This is a genomic window from Deinococcus radiopugnans ATCC 19172 (assembly GCF_006335125.1).
In the GTDB taxonomy this organism is placed as follows: domain Bacteria; phylum Deinococcota; class Deinococci; order Deinococcales; family Deinococcaceae; genus Deinococcus; species Deinococcus radiopugnans.
Genome location: NZ_VDMO01000009.1, coordinates 1 through 22,001, shown reverse-complemented (window position 1 = coordinate 22,001; position 22,001 = coordinate 1). Strand labels below are relative to the sequence as shown.

The following is a 22,001-nucleotide window of genomic DNA, read 5'->3' as shown; positions in this document are numbered from 1 at the left end:
TGGCCTGCCTGAACGGTCCAGCAAAACGGACACTACCCCTGGCGTCCCTCCAGAGCGGGGGCGGCCTGTCCCGACTTTGCCCCTCATTGGATGAGAGCGGCTTATGATGGACCCCCATGAAAAGAAATCTCTTCCTGATCGGCGCAGCCCTGACCCTGTCCTCGTGCAGCATGATGTCCAAACCCGCAGACCCGGTGACGGTCACGGTGGTGGGCCTCAATGACTTTCACGGCAATCTGGAGGCCAGCAACTTTTCCGGCGTGATGGTGCCCGATCCCAAGGACCCCACCAAGCAGATCCGGCTGCTGGCGGGCGGCATCGAGACCATCGGCGGGTATCTGGATCAGGAGCGGGCCAAGAACCCCAATCTGGTGTTCGTGGGCGCGGGCGACGTGATCGGCGCGTCGCCTATCACCAGCAGCCTGCTGCGTGACGAACCCACCACGATTGCCATGAGCAAGCTGGGGATGAAATTCAGCTCGCTGGGCAACCACGAGTTCGATCAGGGCACCAAGGAACTGCTGCGCATGCAGAACGGCGGCTGCGACAGCAACGACACGGCCAAGGCCTGCAAGTTCGAGAACCCCTATCCCGGCGCGACCTTCAAGTGGCTGGGCGCGAACGTGGTGGACAAGACCACCGGTGAACCCGTGTTCGCCCCCTACGGCGTGGAGGAAATCGGCGGCGCCAAGATCGGCTTTATCGGCGCGGACCTCAAGGATGCCCCCAGCATCGTCAATCCGGCGGGCATCACGACGCTGAATTTCCTGGATGAGGCGTCCTCGATCAACAAGTACGTGCCCGAACTCAAGAAGATGAACGTGGACGCCATCATCGTGCTGATCCACCAGGGCGGCATGTCCAAGGACGGCTTCGCGGCCCCCGCCTGTGGCAACCTGACCGGTCCCATCGTGGACATCGTCAACAAGCTCGATCCGGCCATCAACGCGGTGATCAGCGGCCACACCCACCAGGGCTACAACTGCGTGGTCAAGGGCATCCCGGTCATTCAGGGCGACTACTACGGCCACCTGCTGCAGCGCCTGGACCTGACCCTGGACAAGGCCAACCACAAGGTGCTGGCGATCAGCGCCGCCAACGTGGTGATGGACACCCGCACGCTGCCCAAGGACGCGGCCATGACCGACATCCTGACCCGTGCCAAGACGCTGACCGACGCCGTCAAGGCGACCCCGGTGGGCACCATTGGCGCGACCACCATCAGCCGCACCAACAACGCGGCGGGCGAAAGCGCGCTGGGCGACCTGATCGCCGACTCGCAGCTGGCCGCCACCGCGGATCAGGGGGCCGTGATCGCCTTCATGAACCCCGGCGGCATCCGCGCGGACCTGATTGCCAGCGCGGCGAACAACACCGCCACCTTCGGCGACCTGTTCACCGTGCAGCCCTTCGGCAACACCATGGTGGTTATGGACCTGACCGGCGCGCAGATCAAGACCCTGCTCGAGCAGCAGTTCGACAACCCCGAAGCGGGCAGTAGCCGCATTCTGCAGGTCAGCAAGGGCTTTGCCTACAGCTACGACTCCACCGCGCCCAAGGGCAGCCGGGTGGACGCCGCCAGCATCAAGCTGAACGGCGAGACGCTGGACCCCGCCAAGACCTACCGCGTGACCATGAACGCCTTCCTGTCCACCGGCGGCGACAACTTCCTGGTCTTCAAGGACGGCACCAACGTGCTGCAACTGCCCAACCTGCCCGACGTCGATGCCTTCGTGGCCTACGTCAAGGCCAACCCCGGCGTGGCGGGCGGCGCGCAGGACCGCATCATCAAGACGAAGTAACGCTGGGCGGCTGCCCCCTGCCGAGTTGCTCCCGCAGCGGCACGCCAAGGGGTCCAGCCGCCGCAACTCGGCAAACAACGCGCCCTCCCCCTGTCAAAGAGGTGGGGGGCGTTTCCGTAGGGCGGTCTTGACCGTCCCTTTGCAGGCGGATTCGCACCTGTGGCCCGTGTACTATCCTCTGCGATATCGGCAGGCCCGAGTTGGAATCACTTCCAAAACTCCCTCTCCCTGCTCCTGTTAGGAGGCTTCTGTATGACCCAGCCCACCCCAACCCTGGCCCGTTCCAGCGGCGTTCTGCTGCACCCCACCAGCCTGCCCGGTCCCTACGGCATCGGCGAATTGGGCCTCTATGCCCGCAATTTCGTGGACTGGCTGGCGGACGCCGGGCAGAAGTACTGGCAGGTCATGCCGCTGGGGCCAACCGGCTACGGCGACAGCCCCTATCAGGCCTTCAGCGCGTTCGCGGGCAACCCCTACCTGATCGACCTGGCCACGCTGCAGGGCGAGGGCCTGCTGCACGAGACCGACTTCGCAGCCACGCCGGCCTTCTCGGCCACCAAGGTGGACTTCGGCCTGCAGTACATCTGGCGCAACCAGATGCTGGAGCGGGCCTATATCTCGTTTGTGGGTGGCAGCGCCGAGCAGCTGGCACCCGAGTTCGAGGCCTTCAAAACGGAGGAGGCGAGCTGGCTGGACGACTACGCGCTGTTCACGGCCCTGAAGGCCGCGCACGGTGGGCTGCCCTGGAACGCGTGGCAACCGCCCGTGCGGGACCGTCAGCCGGAGGCGCTGGAGCAGGCCCGGAGCGACCTGAACGTGTCCATCGAGCGCACCAAATTCATTCAGTTTCTGTTCTTCCGGCAGTGGAACGCCGTGCGCGCCTACGCCCGCGAGCGCGGCATCGAGGTGATCGGCGACATTCCCATCTTCGTGGCGATGGACAGCAGCGACGCCTGGGCGGGCCGCGATCAGTTCTATTTTGACGATCAGGGACAGCCCACCGTGGTGGCCGGGGTGCCGCCGGACTACTTCTCGGAAACCGGGCAGCTGTGGGGCAACCCGCTGTACGACTGGAAGGCCATGCAGGCGGACGGCTTCGCGTGGTGGATCGAGCGTTTCAAGGGCAGCATGAAACTGTTCGACCTGATCCGCATCGACCACTTCCGGGGCTTCGCGGCGTACTGGGAGATTCCCTTTCCCGCCGAGACGGCCATGCACGGGCGCTGGGTCCCGGCGCTGGGCCACGAGATGTTCCAGGCCGTGCGCGACGCGCTGGGGGTTCTGCCGATCATCGCCGAGGATCTGGGCGTCATTACCCCCGACGTGGAAAAGCTGCGCGACGACTTCGGCTTTCCGGGCATGGCGGTGTTGCAGTTCGCCTTTGGTGGCGGCGACTTTGCCGTCAACGACTTCCTGCCCCACAACCTGCGCGAGAATCAGGTGGTCTACACCGGCACCCACGACAACGACACCACGCGCGGCTGGTGGGGGAATGCCGAGGAGCAGGAAAAGCACAACTTCCGGGTGTACACGTCCTCCGATCCCACGGAAGCCAGCTTCGTGCCGCAGATGATGCGCCTGGCCTTCGAGAGCCGCGCCGCACTGGCGGTGGTGCCGCTGCAGGACATCTTCAATCTGGGCAGCGAGGACCGCATGAATCTGCCTGGCACCACCGGCGACCACAACTGGACCTGGCGCTACCGGGCCGGCGATCTGCGTCCCGATCTGGCGGCGGACCTGCGCGCGCTGACGGCGGAAACGGGGCGACTCAACCAGTCCAGCTGAGGGAAGCGTAAACCCCACCAGCGACGCGGGGGCGCATCTCTCACCCCAAAGCGTTACACTTCTCAGGCGAGAAAACCCGTCCCGGCAGGCTGCTGTTCGCCGCCGGACGAGACATGGAGGCCCGAATGAATACTGCACCAGATCAAATTGCCCAGGACAAGGTCGTTGACCTCGATTACAAGCTGACCGTGAACGGCGAAGTGGTGGACCAGAGCGAGCCTGGCGAGCCGCTGACGTACCTGCACGGCCACAGCAACATCATTCCTGGCCTGGAAAAGGCGCTGGAAGGCAAGCTGGTCGGCGACGCGTTTCAGGAGATCATCCAGCCGGAAGACGGGTACGGCGAGCGTGACGAGGCCAACACCGAGGAACTGGCCCGTGAAGATTTCGAGGACGACATCGAGATCGGCGAGACGTATTACGCACAGGCCGAGGACGGCAGCGTCATTCCCTTCACCGTGATGGAAGTCAACGGCGACACCGTGAAGGTGGACTTCAACCCCCCGCTGGCGGGCATGGTGCTGACCTTCGATGTCAAGGTGGTCGGCGTGCGCGACGCCACCGCCGAGGAACTGGAGCACGGCCACGCCCACACCCCGGACATGCACGAGCACGAGTAAAGACGGAACCGTTTCAAGAGGAGCCGAGGACAAGCCGGACATGGCGAGCCTCTGCTCCTCTCTTTTGGCCGGCAGGTCAGGAGGAAGAATATTCAGCCGCTTTGAACCGTTTCTCCTCTCGCCTGTCGACGCTCAGGGCGTCAGGCGGTGGCGGTCACGGGGGAAGGCGCGGGCGTAGCGCACGTTGGCGATGCCCAGCAACTTGGCGGTCAACCGTTCGGCCCCGATGGCGAAGCCGCCGTGCGGGGGCATGCCGAACTTGAAGACTTCCGAGTAGCCGGTCATGGCCTCGGGATTCATCTTGTAGGCGCGGATCGAGTCCATCAGCATGGCGTAATCGTGGATGCGCTGCCCGCCGGAGGTGATCTCGATGCCCCGGAACAGCAGATCGTAGCCGCGCGTCAGGTCCGGGTTCAGGCTGCCGTCCGCGTTATGGTCCGCGTGCGTATAGAAGGGCCGGGCGGCGCGCGGGTACTTGGTCACGAACACGAAATCGCTGCCCTCCGTCTCCGCAAAGTGCTGGCTGAGCAGGCGTTCGGCCTCCGGGTCTAAATCTTTGCCCCCCACCTGATGGCCGTATTTCTCGGTAACGAGTTTTCTCGCCTCCATCAGCGGAAGGCGCGGGATGTGGGCCGGGACGTCAGGAATCGTCGCGCCCAGCAGCTCGAATTCGGCGGCGCAGGTCTCACGCAGCCGCTCCATGATGGACGCCAGCAGGCCGTTCTGCAGGGCCATCACGTCTTCTTCGTCCTCAATAAAGCCCATTTCCACGTCCAGCGACAGGTACTCGTTGAGGTGGCGACTGGTGGCGTGTTCCTCGGCGCGGTAGACGGCGGCCACCTCGTAGACACGCTCGAAGACGCCCACCATGATCTGCTTGTACAGTTGCGGACTCTGCGCCAGATACGCCTGTTCACCGAAGTAGTCGAGCTTGAACAAATTCGCGCCGCCCTCCGCCCCCGCCGAGACGATCTTGGGCGTGCTGATCTCGGTAAAACCGTGTGAGCGCAGGTAGGTGTGGAAGCCGTAGACGATCTCGCCCTGCACCCGCAGCGCCGCCCGTTCCCGCAGCCCGCGCAGAGAGACATAGCGGTAATCCAGCATGGTTTCCGGGTTGACGTTCCACTCCATCTTGGGAATTTCCAGGGGCGGCGCTTCCACGGCGGCGCTGATCACGCGAAAATCCTCGATCTGCACCTCATAGCCGCCCGGCGCTTTGGGATGCGCCTTGACCGTACCCACCACCTCCACGCTGCTTTCCGGCAGGGGGAGCGTGAGGCCGCTGCCCACGCACTGGGTCACGCCGGACACGTCGCGCAACACCACGAACTGCACGCCGCCCAGGTCACGCCGGGCGTGGACGAAGCCCTGCAGGCGCACGGTCTGCCCGTCGTGCTGCGAGAGGTCACGGGTCAGGGTGCGGGGAAGTTTCTGCGCGGGCGTGGGGGGAGTGGCGGGCTGGGTTTCGGTGGTCATGGAGGCTCCTGTGTGGGTGGGCTCTGACTTGAATGGACTGAAGAAAAGCCCCCGACTCCGCTGAGGGGGTCGGGGGCGCAACGGCTCAGGCGTCCCCTAACGGGGATCGTTGTCGTTGTTGTTGGTGGGGGCCGCGAACATGCGGGCCAGTCTAGCGGGCGCGCGGCTCAGATTTCAATGTGGAAACTAGTCAACGTGGCGGGCAGGCCCTTGGCCTACTCAGAGGCGGCGTCTCCTCCCCTGGCGGCCATCACGGCGTCCAAGCGCGCCGCTGCGTCGGAGGCACCCATCACGCGGGCCGCGTCGGCGGCCGAGGCCCCGCCCGCGTCACGCAGGCTGGGATCGGCCCCCAGTTCCAGCAGCCAGTTCAGCATCTCGGTGCGATTAAACATGGCGGCCATCATCAGCGCCGTCTTGCCGCCGGGGGCGGCCACGTCCAGCCCCGCGCCGCGCTCGACGAGCAGTTCAGCGGTGGCCTGATCGCCCCGAAAGGCCGCGCCCATCAGCGGGGTCTGCCCCTGATCGTTCAGGATGTCGGGGTCGGCCCCGTGGTCCAGCAGCGTGCGAACCGCTTCAGTGTGGCTGTGGTACGCGGCCAGCATCAGCAGCGTGTCGCCGCGCGTGTTCTGCAAGTTGGGCGGCAGACCGCGCTCCAGCCACGTGGTCAGGAAGTCGGCGTCCCCGTTGCGCGCCGCCTCAAAGGCCGACTGCAGGATGTCCAGCACCTCGGCATCGGTGGGTTCGGCGGCCGGCATGGGTTGAGGCTGGGCGTGCGGATCGGCGTCGGCGGACATGGTGGGCCTCCTTGAAGGGCGGACTCGAGCGGCGGAAAGGACGTCGGGCGTGCGGCGGCGGGCAGGGCATGGGGTGCGCGGGGCCGCCGCACGGATATGGGCCAGTCTAGCGGGCGGCCGGGGGCGCCGGCCAGCCCATCAGGCGGGGTGAAGGTCCGGGGCTGGTCGTGCGCCGTCCAGCAGTTGCTGCCGGGTCTGCTCGTCAAGCTGGTCATAGACGGCGCTGCAGTTACGCCCCAGCGTCTTGGCGTGGTACAGGGCAGCGTCGGCCCGCGCCAGATCGGCGTCGTGGGTATTGGGGGTCTGGAGCTGGGTGCCCCCCACGCTGACCGTGACGTTCAGGCCATGCGGCCACGGCTGCTCCTGAAAGGTGCGGACCAGACTCTCGGCGTGGTGCTGGACGGCCGCCGCGTCCATGCCGGGCAACAGGACCAGGAACTCGTCACCGCCCCAGCGGCCCACAGTGCCCCGGCGACCGGTGGCCCGCGCCAGGAGGCCAGCGGCCGTGACCAGCACGGCGTCTCCGACCGCGTGGCCATGGCGGTCGTTGATGACCTTGAAATGATCGACGTCCACCAGCAGCAGCGCGTTCGGCTGGCCCCCTGGCCAGCGGTCCCCGGCGGCCTCCAGCATCAGGCCGCGCCGGTTGGGCAGGCCCGTGAGCGGGTCCGAATACGCCAGGGCCGCCAGCAGCTGCTGACGCTGCAACGAGGACAGGTGCTGGGTGCGGTACCACGACAGCAGGTAGATCATCAGGGCGGTGGCGGTGATGTTCATCTGCAACCGCAGCAGGGCCAGGGATTCGCTGAGCACAGGGGAACCGCCCCGGAACATCCAGGGCAACGCCAGCGACACGGCCAGCAGCCCCAGCGCCAGCTGGCCGGCGCGGGGCCGGGTGTGGACCAGCAGCAGAAAGGTAAACGCGACCAGCACGCTCAGGTAAGGTCCGGAATTCAGGTAGTACGTCGCGGGCTGCTGGCCCACCGAAAAAGCGGTGACATTGGCCAGTGAGGCCAGACCCGCCACCCAGACCATCACCGTTTCGGCTGTTCGCAGCGGGCGGCCCAGCAGCAGCCATGCCATCAGGCCACCAAACAGCACGAGCAGCGGCGGAATCAGCACCTGAACGAAAAACTCCGGAATGCCCGATGGCTGGCGCGTGGCGACGGACGTGGCCAGGGTCACCATGACGATGGCCAGCACCAGCAGGTAGATGCGCCGCCGGATGGTGTCCGAGCCCGCCTGCAACGCAGACCACTCGGCCCTGTTGTGCATGGTGGCCGGCAGGGTGTTGGGGTCCTGCTGGCCGTCGGGGAGCCCCATGTTCCGCAGTATATGGGTCTGGTCCCTGCCGACGGGGGCGAAAAGTGGCCTGCACCTTTGTTCTCTCCATCCACATTCCCCGGTTCGCAGCCCGTACACTGCCCTGTTATGTTGCGTCCCCGTATCAAGCCTGAAGTGATGAGTCCAGTGGGAGGCTTTCCCCAGCTGAAGGCAGCGGTGGAGGCCGGGGCCGACGCGGTGTTCTTCGGCGTCAACCCGGCCAGAGGCGCCGGAAGGGCGGACGGCGCGGGCTTCCACGCGCGGGCCAAGGTGGGTTTTGACGCCGAGGCCCTGCCCGAGATCATGCGCGGCCTGCACGCGCGCGGGGTGCAGGGCTTCGTCACCTTCAACGTGCTGGTCTTTGACCGCGAGCTGCGCGACGCCGAACGTCAGCTGATGGCGCTGGCCGAGGCCGGGGTGGACGCCCTGATCGTGCAGGATCACGGCGTCGCCCGCCTCGCCCACGAAATCTGCCCCGATCTGCCCATTCACGGCAGCACGCAGATGAGCATCACCAGCGCCGAGGGCGCCGAACATGCCCGCCGCTTCGGAGCCAGCCGGGTGGTGCTGGGCCGCGAGCTGAGCCTCAAGGACATCGAGCGCATCGCCGGCCAGACCGACGTGGAGCTGGAAACCTTCGTCCACGGTGCGTTGTGCGTCTCCTACTCCGGCCAGTGCTTTTCCTCCGAGGCTTGGGGAGGCCGCAGCGCCAACCGGGGCCAGTGCGCCCAGGCTTGCCGCCTGCCGTATGACCTGCTGGTGGACGGTGAAGAGCGTGATCTGGGGGACGCCCGCTACCTGCTGTCGCCGGGTGACCTGTACGCCCTGCATCAGGTGCCGGAACTGGTGCGGATCGGCGTGAACTGCCTGAAGATCGAGGGCCGCTACAAGGACGCCGAGTTTGTGGCCCTGACCACCGCCGCCTACCGTCAGGCCGTGGACGAGGCGTGGGCGGGCCTGCCGCTGAGCATCACGCCGCAGCAGGAGCAGGATCTGGAACAGGTCTATTCGCGCGGGCTGGCCCCGCACTTCATGGCCGGCACCAACCACCAGACCGTGGTGCGCGGGCGGGCACCCAGACACCGGGGCGTGCGGGTGGGCACGGTGCGCGGCGTCACCGAACGCGGCGTGCTGGCCGAACTGGCCGAGCCGCTGAAGCCCGGCGACGGTCTGGTCTTCGATCCGGCCAACTGGCGTGCCCCGGAGGGCCGCGAGGAGGGCGGGTTCCTGTACGGGCTGTGGCAGGACGGTCAGCAGACGGAGGACGTGCGCGCCGGCGGCGTCTACGAGCTGCGGTTCGGGCGCGGCGCGGTGGACGGCTCGCGCGTGCGCCCCGGCGATCCGGTGTGGCGCACCCATGACCCCAGCCTGAACGCCCGCGTTAAACCACTGATCGAGGCGGGCGATCCGGTGTACACCCGCCCCATCCGCGCCGGGTTCGTGGGCCATGTCGGGCAGCCGCCCCAGCTGACCCTGACCGACGAGGCGGGCCACCGCTTCACCGCCCGCCTGCCGGAGCCGCTGTCTCCTGCCCGCAACCGCGCGCTGGACGAGGCGGGCCTATGGGAACAGCTGGGCAAGCTGGGCGGCACGGGCTACCACCTGGCCGGGCTGAACGCGGACTTGCGCGGCGAGGGCTTCCTGCCGGTCAGCGCCCTGAACGGCTTGCGGCGCGAGGCGGTGGAGGGATTGACGGCGCTTCGGGCGGCGGCCCCGGTGCGGCGAATCGAGGGCCGCCTGAGCGAGTCCCTGGGCGCACCCACCGCGCCTCAGCCGCAGTCGGCCAGTCCGCGCCTGCACGTCCTCGTCCGCACCCCCAAGCAACTGGACGCGGCCCTGGCCGAAGCGCCGGAGTCCATCACCCTGGATTACCTGGAACTGTACGGCCTGAAGCCCAGCGTGGAACGCGTGAAAGCCGCCGGAATCGCGGTGCGGGTGGCGAGTCCGCGCATCCTCAAACCCACCGAGCAGAACCTGCAGAAGTTCCTGCTGTCGCTGGACGCCGGGATTCTGGTGCGCAGCGGCGGCCTGCTGGAAGGCTTGCAGGGTTCGGAGGCGGCGCTGACGGGCGACTTCTCCCTGAACGCCGCCAATGTCCTGACCGCCCGCGCCCTGCTGGAACTGGGCCTGGAACGGCTGACGCCCACCCACGATCTGAACGCGCAGCAGATCACCGAGCTGGCCGGGCTGGTGGGGCCGGAACGGCTGGAGGTCATCGCCTACGGGCACCTGCCGGTCTTTCACACCGAGCACTGCGTCTTCTGCCGCTTCCTGTCGGACGGTACCGATTACACCAACTGCGGCCACCCCTGCGAGTCGCACCGCGTCGCCCTGCGCGACGAACGTGGGCGCACGCATCCGGTGATGGCCGATGTGGGCTGCCGCAACACCGTGTTCGAGGGCCGTCCGCAGGTGGCCGCCGCGCACCTGAGCCAGTGGCTAGCAGCAGGCCTGCGTGACCTGCGCCTGGAATTTGTCCACGAATCGCCGGATGGGGTGCGCGAGGTCATCCGCGCCCACCGCGCCTTCCTGAACGGCGAGATGAGCGTTTCCGGACTGGAGGCGGCCCTGTCCGGCCTCAGCGATGGCGGCACCACCGAGGGCAGCCTGTTCGTGCCGCACGACTTCGGGCTGTTAGACGCGCTGCCCGTCGTGTAAGACGAACTTCAGTGGAAACTTTGGCAAAAACGATGAAAGCTGGGCGAACGCGGGCCAGAACCAATGCGCCTTCATTAAGTCTGCATTCTTGATCAGGATGTTAGATTCCTCTGCGCCCATCTGCGGACGGTCAGTTACGCTGGCCCATGCTTGTTGACGCGCATCCGGTGAAGGTGGAACGGCACGACACGGCACAGTACTGTCACCACACCAATACCGGCCAGCGCCGCGTGAAGACTTACCGGGAAACATCTGCGGGCCTGTACGTGGCCCGCGATTTTGTGGGGCATCCGCGCATTCGCCACTGGCAGGCCCACCTGCTGCCTGACCTGAACCTGGTGGTGTGCCACTACGGGTTTCACGGGCACCGCGAACATGATTTTTACATTGACGTGGCCCAGGTCAGTCAGGACGGGCCGGTCTGGACGGTACGCGACCTGTACCTGGACATTGTGCTGCACGACGGTCTGGGCGCGGAAATCGCCGATACCGACGAACTGCTGGCTGCCTGGGAAGTGGGTTTCCTGAACGCCGAGGAACTGCATCAGGCCATCGAGGTGGCGCACCATACCGTCTCGGGGCTGGCGCGCGCCCGCTATTCCCTGAACCACTGGCTGACCGGGCAGGAGCTGAGGCTGGAGTGGCAGGGCGATCCCCAGCGGGCCGACACGGCCCAGATGAATCTGGCCTAGGCCGTCGGGTCCAGGCCAGTTCAAGCGGCTGTCAAGGGGCGTCCTCGCAGTCAACACCCAGACATACAAGTGGAGGATAGTCCCTCGCAGACGCGGCGCGTGGACCCAGGAGAGAGGCCGTCCGGTACGGTCCCTGATCTGCTCGGCCCGTTGCAACGGGGCCTACAATCGCTCCCGCTCGCCTTGCAACCTTGCCTTCAGAGAGCATCAACGCCCGGCTGAGGAGCATCACGCCCCGGACGACAGCACTGGTTCCCGGCGTGTCCCCCTTCAGAAGCCCACAAGCGTCCTGCCATGCCCGATTCAGACCGGCTGGGGCACGCGGGTCAGGCGCTCGAACACCGCCCTGACGGCCAGACGATACTCCTCAGCGTTCAGCCCCAGGCGGTCCTGTGGGCGGTCAAGCGCGTCCAGGCCCCCTGCGGCGGGAAGCGGGACCGCCGACGAGGCTTCCCAGATGTCCGGCTGCTCGGACAGGTGCTGCCAGCCGACGGACAGGGCGTACAGGTGGCTCAGTGCCCGCTGGGCCAGCTCCCGCTCCAGGGGCATCAGCGCCAGCAGACCTTCCAGGCGCCGGCCCAATCTCTGTCGAAACTCCTGAAGCAGTTGGGGCCGAACCCGGCGTTCCAGCACCGTCCCAAACAGCACCAGCAGCCGGCGCAGCGCTGTGGCCTCCTGTCCGGCCTCCAGCAGCACGTCGGCCACCTGTGCCGGCGTGCGCGGGCGACGTTCTTCCAACAATGCGGCGGCACGGTCAATCCACGCGTCCAGATGGGCATCTACCAGTGCCAGAAACAGTTCTTCCTTGGTGTCGAAATACAGGTACAGCGTGCCCTTGGCCAGCCGGGCCGCACCGGCCACCTGGTTCATGCTCAGGTCTGCGTAGGAGGTGGCGGCCCACAGGTCTTCGGCGGCGCGAAGAATGTCGGCCCGACGCTGCCTTTTTTCAGCCAGGCTGCGTGCGCGCAGGGGGCGTGATGGGTGACTGGTCATGGTGGCTGACCATAGGTCAAGCGTGGCCCAAACGCTGTTAAGAGCTTCACGCCCCGCCTATTCTGGTGATTCTCTCAACGAAGCGGGGAGGATCGCCCAAGGTTCAGTCCCGTCATGGCCTTGACGTGCAGCGTCGGGAATGCATAGAGGCCGGACAGAACCCGCCTCAGCTGGCCGGAACGGCCTTTCGGCGCTCCCCGCTGCTGACCTAAAACGTCTCCTGCAACAGCGCCTCGTCGGCGCTGACCAGCAGGGGGTGGCGGGGCAGGCGTTCAGTCTCGATCAGCAACCGCGTGAGTGCGGCGGCGTCCAGTCCACCCAGCAGCCCGGACGCCACCGGCGTTTCGAAGGTGGGCTGTGGCGCGTGGGACGTACAGTCCAAGACACAGAATTCGTCGCCGCGGCTCACGGCGGCGCCGTAGCCGTTGCCGAAGCGGAACACCAGCAGTTCGCCGTCCGGCAGAGGGTGACGCTCAGGCTGGGCCAGCACTCCGGCGAAGGCCTCCAGTCGGGCGGGGGCCGGCGGGGGAGCGGAATAGGGGGGCGAATGAAGCAGCGTCATGCAGTCACACTCCAGAAACAGAAGTCGGGCCTGTGGGTACGCTGGCTGTCTCGGGGGAACACCTGGGCACCCAGCGCACATTGACCCTAAAGGCCAGCCTCTTACCAATGGCTTACGCCGGGCAACCTCAGGATGCGTACCTGGCGCTGAAGGGCGGCATTGGAGTCCGGGGGACGCCAGCCCTCCCCCCCGCTGCATCTCATAGAGCGAGGCCGGCAGGCCCGTTCTGACCGCCGGCCAAAGGCCCTCCCCCAAGAGGGCTGCTGGAGAGTGGCCGCCTGTGTTTAGCCCTCGCCCGGCGCAGCCCGCCGCTGCATCAGCATGGTGCGTTTGCACTGCGCCACCACCTCGCCGCGCTGGTTGAGGGCGCGGTGTTCGACGGTCACCAGCCCCTGCGTGGGGCGAGATCGGCTGTCACGGGCCGTCAGCACCTCGGACTCGGCGCGGATGGTGTCGCCGTGAAAGACGGGCTTCGGGAACACCACGTCGGTCAGGCCCAGGTTCGCCACCAGCGTGCCCAGCGTCAGCTCGTGGACGCTCAGGCCCACCAGCAGGCTGAGGGTCAGCAGGCTGTTGACCAGCGGCTGCCCGAACTCGGTCTGCGCGGCGTACTCGTGATCCAGATGCAGCGGCTGCGGGTTCATGGTCAGGGTGGTGAACAGCACGTTGTCGGCCTCGGTCAGCGTGCGGGTGACGCGGTGGCGGATCACGGTGCCGGGCGTGAGTTCCTCGAAATAGCGGCCCTGGGGGCGGTTTAAGTCTTCATTCATGGTCAGCCTCCGGAAGGGCGGCCAGCACGGCGCGGGCGGCACTCAACATGGGTTCGTCCACCATCTGGCCCTCGAAACTGAAGGCTCCGTGGCCGCGTTCGGCGGCCGCATGGGCGGCGTCCAGCAGGGCGCGGGCACGGGCCGCCTCGGCGGGCGTGGCGCCGAAAATATCGTGGGCCAGCGCCACCTGCGCGGGGTGGATGCACAGCTTACCCGCGTAGCCCAGCGCGCGGCCCTGTTCGGCATCGGTGCGGAAGGCGGCCTCGTCGTTCAGCGCCGTCACCACGATGTCCAGCGCCGCCACCCCGGCCAGCCGCGCGGCCAGGGCCACCTTTGAGCGGGCGTATAGGACTTCCAGCCCGCCAGCGGTTCGCCGTCCGCCCAGATCGGTGGTGTAGTCCTCCGCGCCGAAGTAGGCCAGCGTCACAGTCTCCTCACGCAGAATCTCCAGCGCGTTCCAGACGCCCGCCCCGGTTTCCAGTCCGGCCAGGAGGGGCAAGTTGAGGTGGTGCGCTTCGAGCGCCTTCGCCACCCGTTGAACATCTGCAGCCGATTCCAGCTTGGGCACCACCACGCCGGCCAGTTCCGGAGTCAGCACGGCCAGATCGTCGGCGAAATACGGCGAGTGTGGAGCGTTGACGCGCAGAAAGACGGCCAGATGCGGCGCGGCGGCGATCAGGTCACGGGCGGCGTCGCGGGCCACCGGGCGGGCGGCGGCTTTGGCCTCGGCGGTGCCGGGAATGGCGTCCTCCAGATCAATCACCACCGCGTCGGGGGCGCTGCGCGGCAGCTTGGCGATCAGATCGGCGCGGTTGCCGGGAGCGAACAGCACGGAACGCGGGCGCAGCAGGGAGGCGGCCATCAGCGCCTCCGCCGGGAAAAGGGGAGTCGGGACATCATGCGGTCAGCATAGTCGCCCACGGCAGCGGTATCGGCACAGGCCCACGCCCTACCGCACGTCGCTGCGGCGCAGGGCATAGGCCACCGCCAGCGCGATCACGGCCAACGTCAGCGTCGCCAGCCCCCACACCGCGCCGCTGCTGGCTGCAAAAGCCGTGGCCGACAGCCCGCCCTGAAAGACCAGCGTCAGCACCGTGTTCAGGAGGGGAGCACGCTGGCTGCGTTTGAAGGCGTCGGCGCGGCGCACCGGCAGGGGTTGCCACAGCACCATCAGGGCGGTGCCCCCTGTGCCCAGCAGCAGCAGAGGCACCAGAAACAGTGTGTGGGACGTGCCCAGCGCCCCCCGCAGGGCCAGCACACTCAGCGCCACCAGACCGATCAGCACGGTGGGCAGGACGGCGGCCAGCCACTTGTCGCGCCGCAGGGCCGCCGGGCTGCGCGGGGCACTGACCAGCAGATCGGGGGCGTCCTCGGCATTCAGGGTCAGGTGGGCCAGGGCCGCCGTGAGGCTGGCGGTCAGGAGAACGACGCCCGTGCCGCCTGCCGCCCGCAGGCCCCCGCCCCGCGTGACCGAGAACAGCAGCGGCAGCAGGTACACCAGTTGCAGCAGCGTGCGCGACAGCAGTTCGGGGTCACGCCCGATCAGCCGCCATTCCTTGAGCAGCGTGGCGCGGGACCCAGAGGCGAAGCGCAGGCCACCCGATCCGGCCCGTGCCTGTCTGACGCGGCCTTCCGGCGCGGCGATTTCCTGCGCGCCATTCACGAACTGCCGGGTCAGGGCCAGGACCGAGACGGCGAAGACGGCCAGAGAAAACAGGACCAGCACAAGCGCGGGCAGCGGCTCCAGCCACGCGGCGCGGGCGGGCAGCCACAGCCACGCCTCCCGGCCCGGCCAGCCGCCCTGCCCCGGCGCGAAGGAGGACAGGGCCTCAACAACGGCATTGGACCGCTGGCCCCGCCCCCCGCTGAAATTGGCCCACTGCGTCGCCAGAAAAATGCCCGCGCCGAACAGCGCGCCCAGCACCGCCGACACCGTGCGGGTGCGGCGCACACCCAGCACCCGCACCAGCCCCAGCGTCAGCCACAGACCCGCCCCCGACGCCAGCAAGGAGGCCGACCACCACCACAGCAACAGGCCCAGGCCACCGCGCCCCACGCCCAGCACCAGCAGGGCCAGCGTCAGCGGCACCACCAGCAGGCCAGCAGGCAACGCCGCCGACAGGGCCACCCCCAGCGCCCGCGAGGCCAGCACCACGCGCGGTGGCAGGGGCGATTGCAGCAGCAGGTCCAGATCGCCGCGCGTGAACAGCGTGACCAGGGACGCCCGCACGGCTGCCGAGAGCATCAGCGTCACGAAGAACGCCTGGGCCAGCAGCACCGGCCCCAGGGCCGCGTCCGGCAGTGGGGCGCTCAAGGGCAACCCCGACAGGACAGAGCGCAGGGCAAAGTAGCCGCCCAGCACCCCCAGAATCAGCACGCCCAGCGCGATATACAGTCCCACCCGCTGGCCGCCGGTCAGCGCCTGCCATTGCCACAGCAGTTGCTTTTTCAGCAGCCACGGCAGGCTGCCGGGTCTGGGGCCTCTGGCACGGGGGACGGGTGATTTGACCACTCCAGTGCTCACAGTCCGGCCACCACCTCAGCTTGCGGGGCGTCCAGGCCAGTCAGTGACAGGAAGGCGTCTTCCAGCGTCGCGGTGCCGGTGCGGGCCAGCAACTCCTCCGGCGTGCCCTCGGCGATCAGCGTGCCGCCCGCGATGATGCCGATGCGTTCGGCCATGCGTTCGGCCACCTCCAGAATGTGGGTGGTCAGGACCACCGCGCCGCCGTCATCGACGTACTGGCGCAGCGCGTCCTTGACCTGCCGCGAGGCCGCCGCGTCCAGCCCGGTCAGCGGCTCGTCCAGCAGCAGCAGGCGCGGGCGGTGGATCAGCGCCCCGGCCATCGCCAGTTTCTGCTTCATGCCGCGCGAGAAGCCCTCCACCCGCTCCTGGCGGTGGTCCCACAGGTTCAGCCATTTCAGCAGGCGTTCGGCCTCCGGCGCGGCCTGCGCGGCGTCCATGCCCCACAGCCCGGCCACGAACTCCAGGTATTCCGGCGCACTCAGCTTGCCGTACAGCAGCGGATCGTCGGGCAGGTAGGCCAGCACCTGCTTGGCCGCCTGGGCCGCGTGCTGGACGCTGTGGCCGTAGATGAACGCCTCGCCGCTGTCGGGCTTCGTCAGGCCCGCGACGATGCGGATGGTGGTGGTCTTCCCCGCCCCGTTCGGCCCCAGCAGCGCGTACAGTTCACCAGGGCGCACGCGCAGGTTCAGGCCAGAGACGGCCGCCTTGCCCCCGAACGATTTGTGCAGGTCACGCAACTCCAGGGCGGCACTTTCAGTTTCGGGCGGGATGGGCGCGGACATGTCCTCTTATACGGGATACGGCGGACAGAGGTTGCCCCCAGAACCCCCGGCGCAGGGAACGCTAGATTACGGGTCATGAAGTTACGCGGCACGCTGGGCGGTCTGAATCTGTTGCTGGAGCCTGGGGACACCGCCGAGAGCGTGTCGCGCGGGCTGGTGATGCCCAACCTGGCGGGCAGCAGCGTGACCATTGAGATTCATGGCGACGCCGACATGGGCGCGCTGGAACGGGCGCTGGAGATCATCCGCGCCGCCGGGGGCCAGCCGGGGCGCCTGCGTGCGCCGCGCGTGACCGTGGCCTCGCCGGCCCAGGCCGCGCCTGAAGCCCACCCCATCGACAGCGCCCGCACCGTGATCGTGCCGCACACCATCCGGGCCGGATCGCGCAGCGAGTACCGGGGCAGCGTGATCGTGCTGGGCGACGTGAACCCCAGCGCCGAGGTCATCGCGGGCGGGGACGTGATCGTGATTGGCGCGTTGCGCGGCCTGGCCCACGCCGGGCAGGGCGGCTACAGCGACGCCATCGTGTGGGCGCGGCCCATCGCCAGCCCCCAGATCCGCATCGGCGACGCCGTGGCCCGCGCCCCCGAAGGCAGCAGCCTGAGCAACATGCGCGTGCGGGGCGGCGAGCCGGTGGCTGAACTCGCACGGTTGCAAGACGGCATCATCGTGATCGACGCGCAGAAATAATCAAGCGGGCCAGCGCATAAGCAGGCGGACGTCGCAGCCCTTCAGACGCCCGGCCCCGGTTCGCCCTGCGGCGTCCATGCCCCCCCTTTGCCGGCCAGATCTCCAGACCAGAAGCGGCCAGAAAGGCCCCGCACGGCGACTTTGTGACGCCTCTCGCCGCCCAAATCGGGCCATCGGCTATACTGGGTCTTGAAATTCCTCGAACTGGGGGGTGGGTGCAGGACAGCCCACCTTTTTTCGTGGAGGGGGTGGTCAGGTGGGCAGCCCGGACGGGAGGCCCCGACAATATGAATAACAACGCAACCGACAACTCAGACGGCCAGACGGCCAACAATTCAGGTGGGCAGACAGACGGGCAGATCGCCCGGCTTCAGGCCATCGCGCAGGCAGGAGTAGAGCCGCTGGGCTTTGAGGTCCTGGAAGTTCAGTTGCAGCATGCGGGCGGAGAATTGATTGTGCTGGTGCGGATCGACCGCCTGGACGAACAGCCCGTCACGATGGCCGACATCACGGGGGCCAGCCGCGCCGCCGAGGCGGAGTTTGACCGCCTGGATCCGATTGCCGGGGAGTACCGCCTGGAATTCGAGTCGCCGGGAGCCAAGCGTCCGCTGCTGCGCGCCCGGCATTTCGAGCGCATGGTGGGCCTCAAGACCCGGGTGCGCGGCGACGGACAGGCGTTCACCGCCCCGATCAAGGCCGTGAACGGCGACGACGTGACCTTCGACGTGAACGGCGAAGACGTGACGCTCAAAGCCGGGACGTTCACCGCCAATCTGGCCGAGTTCCCGGACCGGCACCGCTGAATGCAGCCCACCTCTAAAACAAACAAAGGAAGAGTGAGATGACCCAACCCGAATTCAATTTTGCCGACGCACTGCGCGAAGTGGCGCAGGCCCGCAACATCAACGAACTGGCGCTGATCCAGGCCTTCGAGGAGTCGCTGGCCCAGGCCTACACCCGCAACGTGGAGCCGGACAAGCGCATTGAGGTTCACCTGGACCCGGTCAGCGGCGAGCTGGAAGTGCTGGTGGTGCGCGAGGTGGTGGAGGTCATTGAGGACGAGCACCTCCAGATCTCGCTGGCCGACGCGCTGGAGCTGGACCCCGGCGTGGAACTGGGCATGGAGATGGAATTCCCGGTGGACCGCGAGAAGTTCTCGCGCATTGCCCTGCAGGCCGCCAAGCAGACCCTGACGCAGAAGATGCGCGAGACCGAGCGCAACGTGGTCTTCAACGAGTACAAGGACCGCGAGGGCCAGGTGCTGACCGCCCAGGTGGTCCGCAGCGACAACAAGGGCAACTGGTTTGTGGAACTGGGCGCGGGCGAGGCAATTCTGCCGCCCCGCGAGCAGATTCCCGGCGAGAAGCTGACCCCCGGCAACCGCGTCAAGATCTACCTCAAGGAGGTCCGCAAGACCCCCAAGGGGCCGACGATCCTGGCGAGCCGCGCCGACGAGCGGTTGCTGGACTACCTCCTCAGGCAAGAAATTCCCGAAGTCGCCAACGGCATCGTGGAGATCAAGGCGATCTCGCGCGAGGCCGGGCAGCGCAGCAAGGTGGCGGTCTTCTCCCACAACTCCAACGTGGACCCGATCGGCGCGTGCATCGGCCACCGGGGCAACCGCATCCAGGCCGTGACCGGCGAACTGGGCCGCGAGCGCGTGGACGTGATTCTGTGGGACGCCAACCTGCGCGACTTCATCCGCAACGCGCTGTCTCCGGCCAAGGTGGGATTGATCGAGGTCCTGCCCGACCGCCAGGAAGCCACCGTGACCGTCACGCCCGATCAGCTGTCTCTCGCCATCGGCAAGGGCGGACAGAACGTGCGGCTGGCGGCCAAGCTGACCGGCTTCAAGATCGACCTGCGCGAGACCGCCGCCATCAGCGACCTCGACGCCGCCATGCAGCAGGCGCTGCAGGACGAGCAGGAAGGCCGCGAGGCCGACGTCGCGCAGTCCGCCTTCGACGCGCTGTTCAAGGACAGCAAGTCGGTGGCCACCGCCAGTCCGGAAGACATCGGGGAGCAGTAAGTCTTGACCGCCGCTTCCCCCACCCCCAGCCGGCACGTGCCCGAGCGCACCTGCGTGGCCTGCCGCCGCAAACGCCCCCAGCAGGACTTCCTGCGGGTCACGCGGGTGGACGGCCGGTGGGCCGTGCGGGCCGGAAACAGAGTGGGGCGGGGCGCGTACGTCTGTGCCGACACCCCTGAATGCTGGCAGGAAAAGCGGCTGCGGCGGGGCTTCCGTGCCCAGGCCGCCGAGATCGCGGAGCAACTTCTGCACCATCGAAAAGAACCGAAACAGAACCATTCCGCGCCGTCCGCGCGGGTCTCACCGGAGGTGAGTCATGTCTAAAGTCCGAATCTACACGCTGGCCAAAGAGTTGAATCTGGAAAATGCCCGAATGCTGGAAATCCTCGACGGTCTGGGCGTGTCGTACAAGAGCGTCAGCAGCACCATCGAGGAAGACACGGTGGAACTGATCAAGCAGATCGTGGCCGAGGAAGGCACGGGCGGCGCAAATGGGGAACCCCAGGCCGCCGCGCCCACCGAGGCCGAGAAAGCGCCGGAACAGGAGGCGCCCAAGCAGGGGGCCGCTTCACAGGCCCCCCAGCCCGCCGCCGCCAGCGCACCTGCGGCCCAGGCTTCAGGCTCCGCCACGGCCACCCAGACCCGCGATGACGTCGTGACGGAAGCGCCCAAGTCGGACATCCCGCACCGCGCGCCCGTCGTCACCATCATGGGCCACGTCGACCACGGCAAGACCTCGCTGCTGGACTACATCCGCAAGACGCGGGTGGCGGCCAAGGAAGCCGGCGGCATCACGCAGCACGTCGGGGCCTTCGAGGCGCAGACCAGCAAGGGCCGGATCGTCTTTATCGACACCCCCGGTCACGAGGCGTTCACGACCATCCGGGCGCGCGGGGCCAACGTCGCCGACATCGCCATCATCGTGATCGCCGCCGACGACAGCCTGATGCCGCAGACCCGTGAGGCCATCGCGCACGCGCAGGCCGCCAAGGTGCCGATGATCATCGCCATCAACAAGATGGACCTGCCGCAGGCCAACCCGGAAAAGGTCAAGACGGACCTGACGCAGCTGAACCTCGTGCCGGAAGAGTACGGCGGCGATCTGATCGTGGTGCCGGTCAGCGCCAAGACCGGCGAGGGCGTCGAAGACCTGCTGGAATACATCAGCCTGAACGCCGAACTCGAAGACCTGCGCGCCGATCCCAAGGGAACGTTTGCGGGCGTGGTCATCGAGGGCAAGGTGGACAAGCAGGCCGGCGTCCTCGCCACCGTGATGGTGCAGGAAGGGACGCTGCACGTGGGCGACTTCCTGGTGGTGGGCGAGAATTACGGCAAGATCAAGGCCATGACCGACAGCGCGGGCGGGCGCATCAAGGAAGCCGGTCCCAGCACGCCGGTCCAGGTGCTGGGCTTCAGCGAGGTGCCCACCAGCGGCGAGAAGGTCAGCAGCGCCAAGAATGAGCACGCCGCGCGCGAACTGATCGCCAGCCGCGCCAGTGACCGCCGCGACGCGGAGGCCGCCCAGGTGCAGCGCAAACTGACCCTGGAAGAGATGATGGGGCCGCTGAGCAGCGTGCGGACCGTCAACCTGATTCTGCGCACCGACACCCAGGGCAGCGTGGAGGCCATCCAGGGCATCCTGGCCCGCAAGGAGTCCGAGGACGTCAAGATCAACGTGATGCTCGCGGGCATCGGCGCGCCCACCGAGGGTGACGTGCTGCTGGCCGGGACTGCCGACGCCACCATCCTGTGCTTCAGCGTCACGGCCCCCGGCAGCGTCACGAAGATCGCCGAGAGCAAGGGCGTGGACATCAAGTCCTTCCGCATCATCTACGAACTGATCGACGAGGTGGACCGTCTGATCAAGGGCAACGTCGAGCCCGTGTTCGAGGAGAAGTACCTGGGCCGCGCCGAGGTCCGCATGGTGATCAAGCACCCGCGTTTCGGCAACATCGCCGGCTCCTACGTGACCGACGGCAGCCTGAAGCGCAACGCCAAGGCCAAGGTCACGCGCGGCAAGGAAACCGTCTACGAGGGCACGCTGGTGGGCCTCAAGCGCCTCAAGGACGACGTGCGCGAGGTGCAGAGCGGCTACGAGTGCGGGATCAACCTGGACTGGGACGGCGCGGAGGTCGGCGACATCATCGAGGCCAGCGAGATGGTGGAAGTCGAGCAGGCGTAAGCCTGAGCCGCCAGAGCTTCACCAGATGAGAGGGGCCGTTCCTGAAGGGGGGCGGCTCCCTTTCTGTTGAAGGGCTACACGGATGCTGGTGGAAGCACGTTATACGGGTTCCGTTTGTTTCGTGTAGGAACCGGGAGAGCGCCGGTTCCTACACTCCACATCCGGAACCCGTTTTTCTCTTTCTCGCTCCGCTCGGGTAGTTGGCTGGAACCATGCCCGACACCACTGAAATGAGAGCGTCCGGGGCCTATCCCCGGACGTGTCAAAAGAGCTCCCACTCGAGAGTTTCGTCTGTCAGAACCCCGCCTGTCCAGTCCAG

General features: G+C 67.4%; 19 protein-coding genes. 10 read left to right on the top strand and 9 right to left on the bottom strand.

Annotated features, from left to right (window positions below):
- Positions 1–116 precede the first annotated feature (116 nt).
- The 3 genes from FHR04_RS09570 (at position 117) to FHR04_RS09560 (ending at position 4,207) form a co-directional block, all read left to right on the top strand.
- Positions 117–1,802: a bifunctional metallophosphatase/5'-nucleotidase gene (locus tag FHR04_RS09570; protein ID WP_039684460.1), complete on the top strand. Its 1,686-nt coding sequence runs from the start codon at positions 117–119 to the stop codon at positions 1,800–1,802.
- Between the two features lie 252 nt (positions 1,803–2,054).
- Positions 2,055–3,587 (top strand): 4-alpha-glucanotransferase, encoded by a 1,533-nt coding sequence (malQ, locus tag FHR04_RS09565; protein ID WP_039684462.1) that lies wholly within the window; start codon positions 2,055–2,057, stop codon positions 3,585–3,587.
- Between the two features lie 125 nt (positions 3,588–3,712).
- On the top strand, positions 3,713–4,207 hold the full coding sequence (locus tag FHR04_RS09560; RefSeq protein ID WP_039684464.1) for an FKBP-type peptidyl-prolyl cis-trans isomerase: 495 nt from the start codon (positions 3,713–3,715) through the stop codon (positions 4,205–4,207).
- A gap of 132 nt (positions 4,208–4,339) precedes the next feature.
- Here FHR04_RS09560 and aspS read toward each other — a convergent pair whose 3' ends face one another.
- The 3 genes from aspS to FHR04_RS09545 form a co-directional block, all read right to left on the bottom strand.
- Positions 4,340–5,683: an aspartate--tRNA(Asn) ligase gene (gene aspS / locus FHR04_RS09555; RefSeq protein WP_139402775.1), complete on the bottom strand. Its 1,344-nt coding sequence runs from the start codon at positions 5,681–5,683 to the stop codon at positions 4,340–4,342.
- A 215-nt stretch (positions 5,684–5,898) separates the two neighbouring features.
- Positions 5,899–6,477, bottom strand: a complete 579-nt coding sequence (locus FHR04_RS09550) for an ankyrin repeat domain-containing protein (protein WP_249039059.1) — start codon at positions 6,475–6,477, stop codon at positions 5,899–5,901.
- A 138-nt stretch (positions 6,478–6,615) separates the two neighbouring features.
- The gene (locus FHR04_RS09545; RefSeq protein ID WP_139402773.1) at positions 6,616–7,800 is read right to left on the bottom strand and encodes a GGDEF domain-containing protein; all 1,185 of its coding nucleotides are present in this window, start codon (positions 7,798–7,800) and stop codon (positions 6,616–6,618) included.
- 108 nt (positions 7,801–7,908) lie between these two features.
- Here FHR04_RS09545 and FHR04_RS09540 point away from each other — a divergent pair, with 108 nt between their 5' ends.
- Positions 7,909–10,458, top strand: coding sequence for a U32 family peptidase (locus FHR04_RS09540; protein WP_170213907.1), 2,550 nt, complete (start codon positions 7,909–7,911; stop codon positions 10,456–10,458).
- Positions 10,459–10,604: 146 nt separating this feature from the next.
- On the top strand, positions 10,605–11,150 hold the full coding sequence (locus FHR04_RS09535) for a DUF402 domain-containing protein (RefSeq protein ID WP_139402771.1): 546 nt from the start codon (positions 10,605–10,607) through the stop codon (positions 11,148–11,150).
- Positions 11,151–11,453: 303 nt separating this feature from the next.
- Here the strand turns inward: FHR04_RS09535 and FHR04_RS09530 are convergent, their stop codons facing one another.
- The 6 genes from FHR04_RS09530 to FHR04_RS09505 all read right to left on the bottom strand — a co-directional run bounded on the left by FHR04_RS09530 (position 11,454) and on the right by FHR04_RS09505 (position 16,781).
- Complete coding sequence (locus FHR04_RS09530) at positions 11,454–12,143, bottom strand: TetR/AcrR family transcriptional regulator (RefSeq protein WP_139402769.1); 690 nt, start codon at positions 12,141–12,143, stop codon at positions 11,454–11,456.
- 208 nt (positions 12,144–12,351) lie between these two features.
- The gene (locus FHR04_RS09525; protein WP_039684473.1) at positions 12,352–12,705 is read right to left on the bottom strand and encodes a hypothetical protein; all 354 of its coding nucleotides are present in this window, start codon (positions 12,703–12,705) and stop codon (positions 12,352–12,354) included.
- Positions 12,706–12,989: 284 nt separating this feature from the next.
- On the bottom strand, positions 12,990–13,475 hold the full coding sequence (locus FHR04_RS09520) for a MaoC family dehydratase (protein WP_139402767.1): 486 nt from the start codon (positions 13,473–13,475) through the stop codon (positions 12,990–12,992).
- Entirely contained in the window at positions 13,468–14,337 is an 870-nt protein-coding gene (locus FHR04_RS09515) for an HpcH/HpaI aldolase/citrate lyase family protein (RefSeq protein WP_139402765.1), read from the bottom strand. Before FHR04_RS09515 ends, FHR04_RS09520 begins: the two co-directional genes overlap by 8 nt.
- Before the next feature lie 87 nt (positions 14,338–14,424).
- Entirely contained in the window at positions 14,425–15,999 is a 1,575-nt protein-coding gene (locus tag FHR04_RS09510) for a hypothetical protein (RefSeq protein ID WP_249039058.1), read from the bottom strand.
- Positions 15,996–16,781, bottom strand: coding sequence for an ABC transporter ATP-binding protein (locus FHR04_RS09505; protein WP_139402763.1), 786 nt, complete (start codon positions 16,779–16,781; stop codon positions 15,996–15,998). The genes FHR04_RS09510 and FHR04_RS09505 overlap by 4 nt, the downstream gene beginning before the upstream one ends.
- Positions 16,782–16,856: 75 nt before the next feature.
- Between FHR04_RS09505 and FHR04_RS09500 the strand changes: the two genes are divergently transcribed.
- The 5 genes from FHR04_RS09500 to infB all read left to right on the top strand — a co-directional run bounded on the left by FHR04_RS09500 (position 16,857) and on the right by infB (position 21,682).
- Entirely contained in the window at positions 16,857–17,471 is a 615-nt protein-coding gene (locus tag FHR04_RS09500; protein WP_039684481.1) for a septum site-determining protein MinC, read from the top strand.
- Positions 17,472–17,758: 287 nt separating this feature from the next.
- Positions 17,759–18,274 (top strand): ribosome maturation factor RimP, encoded by a 516-nt coding sequence (gene rimP / locus FHR04_RS09495; protein WP_081995115.1) that lies wholly within the window; start codon positions 17,759–17,761, stop codon positions 18,272–18,274.
- Between the two features lie 38 nt (positions 18,275–18,312).
- On the top strand, positions 18,313–19,500 hold the full coding sequence (nusA, locus tag FHR04_RS09490) for a transcription termination factor NusA (RefSeq protein ID WP_039684483.1): 1,188 nt from the start codon (positions 18,313–18,315) through the stop codon (positions 19,498–19,500).
- A gap of 3 nt (positions 19,501–19,503) precedes the next feature.
- Positions 19,504–19,824 (top strand): YlxR family protein, encoded by a 321-nt coding sequence (locus FHR04_RS09485; RefSeq protein ID WP_039684485.1) that lies wholly within the window; start codon positions 19,504–19,506, stop codon positions 19,822–19,824.
- The gene (gene infB / locus FHR04_RS09480) at positions 19,817–21,682 is read left to right on the top strand and encodes a translation initiation factor IF-2 (RefSeq protein ID WP_139402761.1); all 1,866 of its coding nucleotides are present in this window, start codon (positions 19,817–19,819) and stop codon (positions 21,680–21,682) included. Before FHR04_RS09485 ends, infB begins: the two co-directional genes overlap by 8 nt.
- Positions 21,683–22,001: the final 319 nt, after the last annotated feature.